Source organism: Elstera litoralis (genome assembly GCF_000963705.1).
GTDB classification, from domain to species: domain Bacteria; phylum Pseudomonadota; class Alphaproteobacteria; order Elsterales; family Elsteraceae; genus Elstera; species Elstera litoralis.
This window is the reverse complement of sequence record NZ_LAJY01000017.1, coordinates 1-10,675: the sequence shown is the minus strand read 5'-3', so window position 1 is coordinate 10,675 and position 10,675 is coordinate 1. Positions and strand designations below refer to the sequence as shown.

Annotated in this window: 15 protein-coding genes and 2 pseudogenes; 8 read left to right on the top strand and 9 right to left on the bottom strand. The window is 61.6% G+C overall.

Going from position 1 to position 10,675, the window contains the following annotated elements:
- Positions 1 to 231: hypothetical protein (locus VZ95_RS26475; RefSeq protein ID WP_232302428.1), on the top strand; the 231-nt coding region annotated here is incomplete at its 5' end.
- Here VZ95_RS26475 and VZ95_RS01200 read toward each other — a convergent pair.
- The 6 genes and pseudogenes from VZ95_RS01200 to VZ95_RS01180 form a co-directional block, all read right to left on the bottom strand.
- A pseudogene (locus VZ95_RS01200) lies at positions 220 to 1,801 on the bottom strand (MFS transporter). The gene VZ95_RS26475 and the pseudogene VZ95_RS01200 overlap by 12 nt on opposite strands.
- A complete protein-coding gene (locus VZ95_RS01195) occupies positions 1,798 to 2,196 on the bottom strand; it encodes a DoxX family protein (RefSeq protein ID WP_045774255.1) in 399 nt (132 codons plus the stop codon). Before VZ95_RS01195 ends, VZ95_RS01200 begins: the two are co-directional and overlap by 4 nt.
- Complete coding sequence (locus VZ95_RS01190) at positions 2,197 to 3,681, bottom strand: amidohydrolase (protein ID WP_269747039.1); 1,485 nt, start codon at positions 3,679 to 3,681, stop codon at positions 2,197 to 2,199.
- Positions 3,632 to 4,072: an amidohydrolase family protein gene (locus VZ95_RS27815; protein ID WP_269747038.1), complete on the bottom strand. Its 441-nt coding sequence runs from the start codon at positions 4,070 to 4,072 to the stop codon at positions 3,632 to 3,634. Before VZ95_RS27815 ends, VZ95_RS01190 begins: the two co-directional genes overlap by 50 nt.
- The gene (locus VZ95_RS01185; protein WP_045774254.1) at positions 4,069 to 4,353 is read right to left on the bottom strand and encodes a XapX domain-containing protein; all 285 of its coding nucleotides are present in this window, start codon (positions 4,351 to 4,353) and stop codon (positions 4,069 to 4,071) included. Before VZ95_RS01185 ends, VZ95_RS27815 begins: the two co-directional genes overlap by 4 nt.
- 54 nt (positions 4,354 to 4,407) lie before the next feature.
- Positions 4,408 to 5,064, bottom strand: coding sequence for a hydrolase (locus VZ95_RS01180; protein WP_045774253.1), 657 nt, complete (start codon positions 5,062 to 5,064; stop codon positions 4,408 to 4,410).
- A 159-nt stretch (positions 5,065 to 5,223) separates the two neighbouring features.
- On the opposite strand from VZ95_RS01180, the gene VZ95_RS26470 reads away from it, so the two are divergent.
- The 3 genes from VZ95_RS26470 to VZ95_RS29600 all read left to right on the top strand — a co-directional run bounded on the left by VZ95_RS26470 (position 5,224) and on the right by VZ95_RS29600 (position 6,569).
- Positions 5,224 to 5,664, top strand: coding sequence for a helix-turn-helix domain-containing protein (locus VZ95_RS26470; protein WP_084627500.1), 441 nt, complete (start codon positions 5,224 to 5,226; stop codon positions 5,662 to 5,664).
- 79 nt (positions 5,665 to 5,743) lie between these two features.
- On the top strand, positions 5,744 to 6,385 hold the full coding sequence (locus VZ95_RS01170) for an alpha/beta hydrolase (RefSeq protein WP_332307965.1): 642 nt from the start codon (positions 5,744 to 5,746) through the stop codon (positions 6,383 to 6,385).
- A 1-nt stretch (position 6,386) separates the two neighbouring features.
- Positions 6,387 to 6,569: an alpha/beta hydrolase gene (locus VZ95_RS29600; protein ID WP_332307964.1), complete on the top strand. Its 183-nt coding sequence runs from the start codon at positions 6,387 to 6,389 to the stop codon at positions 6,567 to 6,569.
- Between the two features lie 57 nt (positions 6,570 to 6,626).
- Here the strand turns inward: VZ95_RS29600 and VZ95_RS01165 are convergent, their stop codons facing one another.
- The 3 genes from VZ95_RS01165 to VZ95_RS01155 form a co-directional block, all read right to left on the bottom strand.
- The gene (locus VZ95_RS01165; RefSeq protein ID WP_045774251.1) at positions 6,627 to 7,031 is read right to left on the bottom strand and encodes an ASCH domain-containing protein; all 405 of its coding nucleotides are present in this window, start codon (positions 7,029 to 7,031) and stop codon (positions 6,627 to 6,629) included.
- Complete coding sequence (locus VZ95_RS01160) at positions 7,015 to 7,533, bottom strand: peptide deformylase (protein WP_045774250.1); 519 nt, start codon at positions 7,531 to 7,533, stop codon at positions 7,015 to 7,017. The genes VZ95_RS01165 and VZ95_RS01160 overlap by 17 nt, the downstream gene beginning before the upstream one ends.
- A gap of 80 nt (positions 7,534 to 7,613) precedes the next feature.
- Positions 7,614 to 7,883 carry a PepSY domain-containing protein gene (locus VZ95_RS01155; protein WP_045774249.1) on the bottom strand — a complete coding sequence of 90 codons (270 nt, stop codon included), beginning with the start codon at positions 7,881 to 7,883 and terminating at the stop codon, positions 7,614 to 7,616.
- A gap of 129 nt (positions 7,884 to 8,012) precedes the next feature.
- On the opposite strand from VZ95_RS01155, the gene VZ95_RS01150 reads away from it, so the two are divergent.
- The 4 genes and pseudogenes from VZ95_RS01150 to VZ95_RS29590 all read left to right on the top strand — a co-directional run.
- On the top strand, positions 8,013 to 8,672 hold the full coding sequence (locus VZ95_RS01150; RefSeq protein WP_045774248.1) for a response regulator: 660 nt from the start codon (positions 8,013 to 8,015) through the stop codon (positions 8,670 to 8,672).
- Positions 8,669 to 9,997 carry an ATP-binding protein gene (locus tag VZ95_RS01145; RefSeq protein ID WP_045774247.1) on the top strand — a complete coding sequence of 443 codons (1,329 nt, stop codon included), beginning with the start codon at positions 8,669 to 8,671 and terminating at the stop codon, positions 9,995 to 9,997. Before VZ95_RS01150 ends, VZ95_RS01145 begins: the two co-directional genes overlap by 4 nt.
- 150 nt (positions 9,998 to 10,147) lie before the next feature.
- Entirely contained in the window at positions 10,148 to 10,486 is a 339-nt protein-coding gene (locus VZ95_RS29595; protein WP_456297662.1) for an amidase family protein, read from the top strand.
- A pseudogene (locus VZ95_RS29590) lies at positions 10,459 to 10,675 on the top strand (amidase family protein); the annotation flags it as partial. The gene VZ95_RS29595 and the pseudogene VZ95_RS29590, both read left to right, overlap by 28 nt.

Below are 10,675 nucleotides of genomic sequence, written 5' to 3'. Positions count from 1 at the left end.
TTCTGCAATGTCCGTGAGATTCTTGCAGAGGAGTTAGGTGGTGATTTTGAAAGGGTTATTATTCCAAAAGCGGTTTGGGTAGGATCTTATAACCCTACGCGTACTGGAGATGGATCTATACAGGCATCAATTTTGCATAGAGATCGTAGGGTAATTCTTGCTTTTATGTCTGAGTATTTTTCCCTTTATAGAGCGGATAGGGCGTTAGGTAAGATTATTTCAAATCGGTAATGTCAGCAGATGTTGCACCGTTGGTCGCGCCGCGCCCTGGTGGAAGGCCAGCACTTCCGTCTGCAAATCGGCGTCGGCCTTGGAAACCCGCCGATGCTGGCGCAAATGCTCGGCCCAGGATTCGACCATGAACCATTCGACGATCCGCTCGGGATCGGCGGAATCCTCGGTCACGCCCCAGCCATAGGCGCCGTCGCGCCGCCGCTCGGCCGAGAGGCGTTTTAGCACGCGGTGGAAGGCCGCACGGTCTTCGGGGCGAATGTGGTATTCGATGAGGATCAACACCGGGCCGCGATCAGGGCCGACCTCGGCGTGAACCAAAGGCTCCGGCCAATGGTTCGAGGGAATGAGATCGGCCTCGCCCGTGGGCAGCGCGACGCGGTGGCACAGGAGGGCGACCACGGCAAACGCCCCCGCGCAGATTTGCAGCGTCAGCGGCACGCCGAGTTCCTGGGCGATCAAGCCCCACCCAAGGCTTCCCCCCGTCATCGCGCCATTGAAGACGGTGAGATAGACGGCGAGCGCCCGCCCGCGCACCCAGTTCGGCAAAATCGCCTGCGCGGTGCCGTTCAGCGTGGTCAGCGCCACGATCCAGGCCGCGCCGAGGGCGAGCAGGATCGGCAGCGCCACGGTTTTCGGCGGCGCGAAGGAGAGGCCGATCATCGCCGCGACGGCAACTAAGGCGGCGGTCAGCACGAGCCCATCGGTCGAGAGCAGCCCGCGCAAGCGCGGCAGCAGCAGCGCCCCCATAATCGCGCCCGCGCCCGACCGCCCCCAGCATGATCCCGTAAAAGCTTGCGTCCCCGCCCAACAGATTGCGCGCGATCAAGGGTAGCATCGCCCAAACCGCGCTGCCGAAGGCGAAAAACAGGAAGGCGCGGAACAGCACAATATGCAGCTCGCGGCTCGCTCTCGCGTAGCGCAACCCGGCTCGAAACGCCCCGAAGAAGCCTTCGGACAGGGCATCGTCGGCATGGGGGGCGCGCTGCCACCAGATCAGCGCGGCGATAACCAGAATATAACTCGCGACATCGACGCTATAGGTAACGGAGGCGCCGAAGCTCGCCAGCAGCAAGCCGCCAACCGCCGGGCCGATGGAGCGCGAAATATTGATGCCGAGGGAATTGAGCGCCACCGCGCTTTTCAAATCGGCGCGGGGCACCAGTTCCGGCACGATGGATTGCCAGACCGGCCCCATCAAGGCCGCGCCGAGCCCGCCTAAGAAGGTAAGGCCGATCAAGGAACTCACCGTCAGCGCCCCGCTGGAGGCCAGCAGCACCAGCGAGAGGCTGACGCAGCCTAAGAAAAGCTGCACGACAATCAGAAACTTGCGCCGGTCGAGAATGTCCGACAGAACCCCGGCCGGAATCGCCAACAGAAACCCCGGCAGGGTCGCCGCCGCCTGCATCAGCGCCACGGCGGCGGGGGAAGCTGAGAGGTCCGTCACCAGCCAGGAACTCGCCACATCGCGCATGAAACTGCCGATATTCCCCAGCACCGTCGCGGCCCAAAGGACGGCGAAAATCCGATGTTTTAGGGGCGCGAAGGCACCGGGGGCGGCTTTGGTCATAGGTGCGGCTCTTTCAGATCGATCCAGGCCACCAGTAAAAAGCCGCCGACAAGGCCGAGGTGCTCGTAAAAACTATTGGCGAGCATGAAGCGCTCCGGGAGCGCCGCCTCCCAATAGCGGTTGGCGAGAAAGGTCGCCATCAGCGTGAAGCCTGCCAACCCCAGCGCCCCCAGCCAGCGGTAAAAGCCGGTGAGGATGAGCAGCGACGCGCCGAGTTCGAGCCCGATCACCGCCACCGCGAAGGGCGCGGCGGGGGTGAGGCCGAAGTGCTGCATCTCCCCCAGAGCGGACGGGAAATCCAGCGCCTTATTGATCCCGCCTTGCAGATAGGCGGCGCAGAGGCCGAGGAGGGCGATCCAGCGGATAAAGGGTTTGGCGAGGATACGCGCTCCCATCTAAACCGCCCAGCAGGCGCACCCCAGCGCCCCCCAAAAGCTTTTCAGATCGGCAATCGGCAGTTTCGCCGACCAAGCGGTCGCGTGGCGATGGCCGTGAACGTTGCAATCATTGGCGCAGGCGCAGCTTGCTTCGACGGCTCGCTGCGCTTGAGCTTGTGCGCCCGGCTCGATCCCCCAGGCAGCGAACCCGCCATAGCGGCGCACGGGCGACCAATCGGGCATGGCGGGCGGCGGCGCGGCCTCGTCGAGGGACGAAAATTCGCCCGCGCCATAGACCACGCGCCCGGCGACCATCGTCAGCAGGGCCGTGGTATCGGCAATCTCGCTTTCCGGGCAGGCGAAGAAATCGCGGTCCGGGACGATCAGATCGGCGAACTGCCCGGCTTCGATGCGGCCCTTCTTGCCCACTTCATTCGAGAACCAGGTGACGTTTTCGGTCCACATCCGCAGGGCGGTTTCGCGGTCCAGGCAATTATGCTGGGGGTAGAGCCGCAGGCCGCCGACGGTTTTGCCGGTAATCAGCCACGCCAACGATACCCAAGGATTATAGGAGGCAACGCGCGTCGCGTCGGTCCCGGCAGAAACTTTCACGCCCTTTTCCAGAATCTTCTTCACCGGTGGGGTGGCTTCCGCCGCGCCTAGGCCGTAGCGCTCGACGAAATATTCGCCCTGATAGGCCATGCGGTGCTGCACGGCGATACCGCCGCCGAGGGCGGCGATCCGGTCGATGGATTTCTCGGAAATGGTTTCGGCGTGGTCGAAGAACCAGTTCAGACTCGCGAGCGGTACGTCTTGATTGACCGTTTCGAACACATCCAATGCGCGGGCAATGGTCTCATCGTAGGTTGCGTGCATGCGCCAGGGCCAGCGGTTTTCGGCGAGGATGCGGACGACGCCGTCCAAATCGCCTTCCATTTCCGGCCCCATCTCCGGGCGCGGCTCGCGGAAATCTTCAAAATCAGCGGCGGAGAAGACCAGCATTTCGCCCGCGCCATTGTGGCGGAAATAGTCGGTGCCCTGCTTATAGGTGGAGGTTTTCGCCCAATTGAGGAAATCCTCCTTCTCGCCCTTTGGCTTCTGGGTGAAGAGATTATAGGCGAGGCGGATGGTCAGCAGGTTTTCGTCGGCGAGCTTCTGGATGACGGCGTAATCGTCCGGGTAATTCTGAAATCCTCCGCCCGCATCGAGCGCGCCGGTGACGCCCAAGCGGTTCAGTTCGCGCATGAAATGGCGGGTGGAATTCACCTGATACTCGAAGGGCAGCTTCGGGCCTTTGGCCAGCGTCGCATAGAGAATGCCCGCATTGGGTTTCGCCAGCAGCAGGCCGATGGGATTGCCCGCCGCATCGCGGGTGATCTCGCCGCCCGGCGGGTTCGGCGTGTCCTTCGTATAGCCGACCGCGCGTAAGGCCGCGCCATTCAGAAGCGCACGATCATAGAGATGTAGCAAAAAGACGGGCGTATCGGGGGCAACCGCGTTGATTTCCGCCAGCGTCGGCAGGCGTTTTTTCGGCGAACTGATGCTCGGTGAAGCCGCCGACGACGCGGACCCACTGCGGCGGTGGCGTAATCGCCACCTGCTGCTTCAGCATTTCCATCGCGTCGGCCAGCGAGCGCACGCCGTCCCAGCGCAGTTCGAGATTGAAGTTCAACCCGCCGCGAATGATGTGCAGGTGATTATCGATCAGCCCCGGCAGCACGCGGCGGCCTTTGAGGTCAATCTTTCGGGTTTCCGGCCCGGCGAGCGGTAGAATCTCTTCTTCCCGGCCCACGGCTTGAAACTTCCCGTCCTTAATCGCAACGGCGCTCGCGACTGGGTTGCTCTTATCGAGCGTGGTGAACTGGCCGCGATAGAGAATGAGATCGGGCGTCATGACGGGGTCTCCGATGCGTCTTTGGAAGGCTGGCACGGCTGCGTATCCCGGCCCGGCAAGGCACCGAGGATATGATCTTTGCATTGGCTGGTTTCGACGGCGGCGGAAAAACCCGCGCCTTCCAACAGGTGCTTGCCGACAGGAACAATCTGCTCGCCGACCAGAATGCCCATCAGGCCGATCAAGGCAATGATCGGCGGGGCGGGAGAGCGGACATTAAGAAGACTGTAAATGACGCCGATCAACAGACCGACCCCGAGCGAGAGCAAATAAGGCTTCATCGCATGCCCCCTAAAATGCGCTGCCGGGATGAAACCCGGCAGCCATCGCGTCGATTAATGGGCTTCGGAGGCACCGAACATCGATTTTGCGTAGATAATGCCGAGGCCATACGCCCCGCCGTATTTCTTGGCGATGCCCGTTGTGAGTTCGTAAGTTTCGGTGCGCGCCCAGTCGCGCTGAAGCTCCAGCATATATTGCAGGGCGGTCATCGGGCGCGCGCCTGCTTGGATCATGCGCTGAAGCGCGACTTCATGGGCTTCGGTCGAAACGTCGCCGCAGGCATCGGCGATCACATAGACTTCAAAGCCTTGATCGAGCGCCGACAGCGCCGGGCCGACGATGCAAACGCTGGTCCACAGCCCGGCGAGCACGATGCGGCCCTTGCCGATCTTATTCACCTGGGCGATGACGGCGGCATCTTCCCAGGTGTTCATCGACGTGCGGTCGAGCAGGCCTTGCCCCGGGAACGGGTCGGTCACTTCGGTGAACATCGGGCCGGAGAAGCTTTTTTCGGCAACCGTGGTGAGAATGGTCGAAACGCCGAAGCCCGCAGCGGCATTGGCCACCAGCGCAGCGTTATTGCGTAAGGAGACCGGATCGATGGATTTCGTCGCAAACGACATTTGCGACTGGAAATCGATCATAATCAGCGTGTGATCTTTGGGGGTCAGCAGCTTTGCACCGGGGGTCGGGGTCGCTTGGGGAGCCATAGATCATGTCCTTCGATTGGGGAGGGGCGGGAGCGCCGCCCGTGGGGGTCGGTATGCGGGGGTTTGAGCGGAGGGTCTTGAAGATTTCACCGATTTTGTGATGCAAAATGAGGGTGTTTGATCGAAACTCCTGAGAAATTTGGATGAGTGTGTCGCGCGATGTGGATCAAGTCAAACTATGTTCAGGAGTACACGCCGGTTCGCCAATGCTTTAGAATGGCTCCGGCACCTTGGCTTAAGCGAATACCTAAGAAGCAGATTGGATTTTTATTACCGTGGCAGGTTATTCAGATTAATAACTATATTGACGAAAATATGACAGCGCGCATCCGCGTCTGCGATCTTGCAAAAATCTGCCGTCTGAGTACTAATTATTTTAGCCAGGTGTTTGCAAATACGTTTGGCTACTCCCCCCACGCCTATCTGATAGAGCGGCGGCTTGCGCGCGTTCAGCAGATTTTGCGCACAACGGATCGGTCGCTTTCGGAGGTGGCCTTAGAGTGTGGTTTTGCCGATCAACCGCATCTAACCCGGCTGTTTCGGCAAATGGTCGGGACGCCGCCGGGTGAATGGCGACGCCAATTCGTCGTAACCGTTTGATCGTTCAAGACGGGCGTGGGGAACTTCCGATACGAGGCCCCGTGCGCGTTTCCCCCCTTACCGATGAGGCAATTAGATTATGAGCAGCTTTACCACCACGGATGGCGTCGAACTCTATTTCAAGGATTGGGGCAGCGGGCAGCCGGTGGTGTTCAGCCACGGCTGGCCGCTCTGTTCCGATAGCTGGGAGGCGCAGATGTTCTTCCTGGCGTCCAACGGCTACCGCGCCATCGGCCACGACCGGCGCGGTCACGGTCGCTCCAGCCAGCCCTGGGACGGCAATGATATGGACCATTACGCCGACGATTTGGCGCAGCTCATCGAACATCTCGACCTGAAAGACGCGGTTCTGATCGGCTTTTCCACGGGCGGCGGCGAAGTCGCGCGCTATATTGGCCGTCATGGCACGGCGCGGGTGGCAAAAGCCGTGTTGGTCAGTGCGGTGCCGCCGCTGATGCTGAAAACCGATACCAATCCGGGCGGGCTGCCGCTGGAAGTGTTCGACGGTATCCGCGCGGGCAGCCTCGCCGACCGCTCCAAACTCTATCAAGATGTCGCGAGCGGGCCGTTCTTCGGCTTCAACCGCCCCGGCGCGGTGGCCTCGCAGGGCATGATCGATAGTTTCTGGCTGCAAGGCATGATGGGCGGCCATAAAAAACACTTACGACAGCATCAAAGCCTTCTCGGAAACCGATTTCCGCGAGGATTTGAAGAAGTTTGACGTGCCGACGCTTATCATCCACGGCGAAGACGATCAGATTGTGCCCATCGACGCGGCGGGCCGGGCGTCGGCGGCGCTCATTCCGGGCTCCGTGCTGAAAACCTATCCGGGTGCGCCGCATGGGATCACCGATACCCATAAGGACCAGCTCAATGCCGATCTCTTAGCCTTCATTCAGGGCTAAAGGCACACCGGCTTGACCCTAGGCATCGATGAAAGATGCCTAGGGTCTGCTGCACCGTTAAGCGGGGCGGTCTAAAACCAAGATCAGCCGAAAGCGCTCACAGACCAACGGCATCTCCGGATCGAAGCCGCCATTGCGCGCGAAATACGCCCTATGCCCGCTTCGCCACGCCTCATAGGGGCCTTCGCCCTCCGCGATGGCAAAGGCGTTATCCACGTCGCAAAAGCGCTGGATCGTCACTTCGGTGGTTTCGATTACGCAGGCGGGGCGGCCTGCGCCATCCAGCACTACATCGCGCCGCCCGACTTGCGGCATCGGCTCGGCCTCGCCATAGTCGCGCAAAGCGCCGCACGTGGCGGTTTTAACGCCGCGTAGCACCAGTTCCAGAAGTTCATCGGCCAGTTCCGGCGAATCGCCGAACTGGAAGCGGATGGCGTTTTGATACTCAGGCGGCAGGTTCATGTCGGCCCAACCGCTTCAGCTTTTCATAGCGCTTCACCAGCCGCTCGCGCTTGAGGGCGGAGAGGCGGTAAATCCAGAAAATCCCGTCGAGTTGATCGATCTCATGCTGAAGGCAGACCGACAGCAGGCCTTCGGCCTCTTCTTCGCGGGTTTCCCCGTCGATGGTTTGATAGCGCAGGCGGATTTTGGCCGGGCGCTCCAGCGTGTCGAGCACACCCGCCATCGACAGGCTGCCCTCCTGGTCCTTTGCCGTTTCCGGCGACGACCAGATCACTTCCGGGTTCACATAGGTACGCGGGCCATCTTCCGGGGAAAGCTCGATGACCGTCACCCGCGTCAGCACGCCGATATGGGGGGCGGTAATGCCGAGGCCTTGGGCGGCGCGCAGGGTTTCGAGCAAATCCTCGGCCAGTGCGCGCAAATCGGCGTCAAAGGCGGTAACGGGCGCGGCCTTCTGGCGCAATCGGGGGTCGGGGTAGGCGATAATATCGCGCAGGGCCATGATGCTGCTTTCGAGGTTAAGGCGTCTGCGGGTGCATCAATCATAGCGTCCGGGGGAAGTCTAGAGTTACCTTCGGTTTTTCAGTCGTCTTCAATTTTAAGGGGCGCGAAGCTCTTTGGATCGTATTTGATCTCCAAGTGCTTTCCGGCGCGGTCGGTCGCTTTGACCTCGTAGCACCCATCGTCAACTTTGATACGGTGGACGCTATAGCCGTCGTTTTCGAGCTTCCGTTGCAAATTTTCACGCGGCTGCCAGTCTGCGACCGGCGCGGTGCAGTGCGTTCCGCTGGCGAGAGTGAGGGACGAGGCGAGGCAGAGGGCTAGGCTTGTTAGCGGAAGGGCGATTTTCATGGCCGTTCTTTCGAAAGGGGGGCGTGGCTCAATCTACTAGGCGAACCTGACGGCACCCTGACCGGGATGCGAAAATTCGTCAGCGTCCTGTCAGGCTTTTCGGGCACACTCCCGAACAGGGGGGCTTTCATGCGCATTCTGTTAGTCGAAGACGATGGTTTGATCGGCGGGGCCGTGCGCGATCAGATGCTGGCCGATGGGCACGCGGTGGATTGGGCGCAGCGCATCGCCGAGGCCGATGATTTTCTGGCGGTGGCGGCGTATGATTGTCTGCTGCTCGATCTTGCTTTGCCCGATGGGCGGGGGCTCGATTTTCTCACGGCGCTGCGCCGCCGGGGCGCGCGGGTTCCGGTGATTATTCTGACCGCGCGCGACCAGATTTCCGACCGGATCGCCGGGCTGAATGGGGGAGCCGATGATTATCTCGTCAAGCCCTTCGATCTAACCGAACTGTCGGCGCGGGTGGCGGCCGTGGCACGGCGTTATGCGGGCACGCCGAACCCGGTAACGACCCTTGGTAGTGTCAGTCTCGATCCTGCCGCCCGTACCGCCAGTCTGGAAGGGCAGCCGATCAGTCTCACCGCGCGGGAATGGGCCTTACTCGATGCGCTATTGCGCCGCCGAGACACAATCGTTTCAAAAACCCAACTGGAAGAAACGCTTTATGCGTTTGGCGACGAGGTCGAAAGCAATGCGGTGGAAGCCCATGTCAGCCGTCTGCGGAAAAAGCTCGGGCACGGGGTCATCGAAACCCTACGGGGCTTGGGCTATCGGCTGGGGGCGGCATGAGCGTCTATAGTCTCCAGCGCCGCTTAAGCTTCGGGCTAACCCTGATGACCCTGGCTTTTTGGGGCGTGGCGACGCTGATATCAATGCTAATCGTTCGGCACGAGTTGGACGAAGCCTTCGACAGTGCGTTGCAGGAAACGGCGCAGCGGATTTTGCCTCTGGCCGTCGAAAGCCTGTACCAGAGCGCGCCGACCGATGCGGTTAAACATATTTCCACTCTGCGGCCTCATGGCGAATATCTGACTTATCTGGTCCGGGACGCGGCGGGGAAAATTCTTCTCTCTTCCCATGATGCCGATCCTGCGGGGTTTCCGCTGCTACCGGTGGAGGGGTTTCACGATGCGCCGAAGCTGCGCATTTACAGCGAAGCGGGCGTCAGCCGAAGCGTCTTCATCGAAGTCGCCGAACCGCTGGCCCATCGGCAGGAGGCGGCGTGGGAAGCGAGTTTAGGGTTGCTGATGCCGCTCCTCGCCCTTATTCCGACGAGTCTCGGCGCGGTCTGGTGGGGCGTCCGCCGCGCGTTGGCCCCCGTGCGCCAGTTGCGGGCGGAAATCGAGCGGCGCGACGATGCCGATCTGTCGCCGATTGAGGGGTTGCTGCTGCCTGTCGAAGTTTTCCCGCTGGTCGGCGCGGTCAATCGACTGATGCAGCGACTGAACTTGGCGTTAACGTCGGAGCGCTCCTTTACCGCCAATAGCGCCCATGAGTTGCGCACACCGATTGCCGGGGCCTTGGCACAAACCCAGCGACTGAAGACCGAAGCGCCGCCGGGGGCACTGCGCGCGCGGGCGGAGCAGGTTGAGCAATCACTCCAGCGCCTCGCTCATCTGGCCGAAAAGCTTATGCAATTGGCGCGGGCCGAAGCGGGGCTGTTTCTGCCGCCGGAGCCCCAGGATCTCCTACCGCTGGTGCCGCATATTCTGGAGGAAATTGCGCGGGCCGAGGGCACGGGCGCGCGGGTTCAGGTTCGCGTCGATGCGACGGTTCACCTGCGGGCGCGGGTCGATGCCGATGCTTTTGCGCTGATCCTGCGCAATCTGCTGGAAAACGCCTTAAAGCATAGTCCGCCCGGCAGCCCGGTTGACCTGCACTTGACGGAGGGGGCCGTTCACGTTCGCAACCACGGCCCGGTTTTGTCCGCCGAAACTTTGGCGGGGCTCAAAGCCCGTTTCGCGCGGGGGGCAACGGCGTCGTCGGGCACGGGTCTAGGGCTTGCCATTGCCGAAGCGATTGCCACGGGCATCGGCGGGCGGCTCGATCTTCTGTCGCCTGCGACCGGCTGGGCCGATGGGGTGGAGGCGGTATTGAGTCTGCCTGCTGTCTAAGGCCTCTGCCGAAAAGATCAGCGCTCTGCGCACCGAATGGGCGGGTCAGGGGCGCGGCGGTTGTCGTGCACCGGCATTTCGCTAAAGAAATCCAGATTTGATTAAAAAATAGACTCTGGCACCGGCATTGCATACATGTTCCCGCTATAAATGAAGGGAGCGCGAAGCATGCTGACGTTGGCGGATTATCGGGCCGAGGCCCTGGCAACGGGATCGGCGGAAGCGGGGCTTCGGGCCGCCTATGCCAAGCTGCGCGACTGGAACGATCCGGCGCTGCTGATCGCTTTGCGTCCGGAAGCGGCGGCGATTGCGGCCGCGCGCGCACTGGCGGGCCGCACGGACCTGCCGCTGTTCGGCGTGCCCTTCTTCGTGAAAGACAATATTGACGTGGCTGGCCTGCGACGACCGCCGCCTGCCCCGAGTTCGCCTATACGCCTGCCGTATCGGCCTTTGCCGTTGCCCGGTTGGAAGCGGCGGGGGCGATTGTGATTGGGAAAACCAATCTCGATCAATTCGCCACCGGCCTCGTCGGCGTGCGATCGCCCTATGGGATTCCGCGCAATAGCGTGCGGGAGGATCTGGTACCGGGGGGCTCGTCGTCGGGCTCGGCCACCTCGGTCGGCGCGGGGATCGTGCCCTTTGCCTTGGGCACGGATACCGCAGGCTCGGGCCGGGTTC

Excerpts from the sequence above, each read along its gene's own strand:
- VZ95_RS29595 (WP_456297662.1), top strand. The coding sequence starts at position 10,148 with ATGAAGGGAGCGCGAAGCATGCTGACGTTGGCGGATTATCGGGCCGAG.
- VZ95_RS01195 (WP_045774255.1), bottom strand. The coding sequence starts at position 2,196 with ATGGGAGCGCGTATCCTCGCCAAACCCTTTATCCGCTGGATCGCCCTC.
- VZ95_RS01145 (WP_045774247.1), top strand. The coding sequence starts at position 8,669 with ATGAGCGTCTATAGTCTCCAGCGCCGCTTAAGCTTCGGGCTAACCCTG.
- VZ95_RS01170 (WP_332307965.1), top strand. The coding sequence starts at position 5,744 with ATGAGCAGCTTTACCACCACGGATGGCGTCGAACTCTATTTCAAGGAT.
- VZ95_RS27815 (WP_269747038.1), bottom strand. The coding sequence starts at position 4,072 with ATGACGCCCGATCTCATTCTCTATCGCGGCCAGTTCACCACGCTCGAT.
- VZ95_RS01155 (WP_045774249.1), bottom strand. The coding sequence starts at position 7,883 with ATGAAAATCGCCCTTCCGCTAACAAGCCTAGCCCTCTGCCTCGCCTCG.
- VZ95_RS26470 (WP_084627500.1), top strand. The coding sequence starts at position 5,224 with ATGTGGATCAAGTCAAACTATGTTCAGGAGTACACGCCGGTTCGCCAA.
- VZ95_RS01150 (WP_045774248.1), top strand. The coding sequence starts at position 8,013 with ATGCGCATTCTGTTAGTCGAAGACGATGGTTTGATCGGCGGGGCCGTG.
- VZ95_RS01185 (WP_045774254.1), bottom strand. The coding sequence starts at position 4,353 with ATGAAGCCTTATTTGCTCTCGCTCGGGGTCGGTCTGTTGATCGGCGTC.
- VZ95_RS01160 (WP_045774250.1), bottom strand. The coding sequence starts at position 7,533 with ATGGCCCTGCGCGATATTATCGCCTACCCCGACCCCCGATTGCGCCAG.
- VZ95_RS01180 (WP_045774253.1), bottom strand. The coding sequence starts at position 5,064 with ATGGCTCCCCAAGCGACCCCGACCCCCGGTGCAAAGCTGCTGACCCCC.
- VZ95_RS01165 (WP_045774251.1), bottom strand. The coding sequence starts at position 7,031 with ATGAACCTGCCGCCTGAGTATCAAAACGCCATCCGCTTCCAGTTCGGC.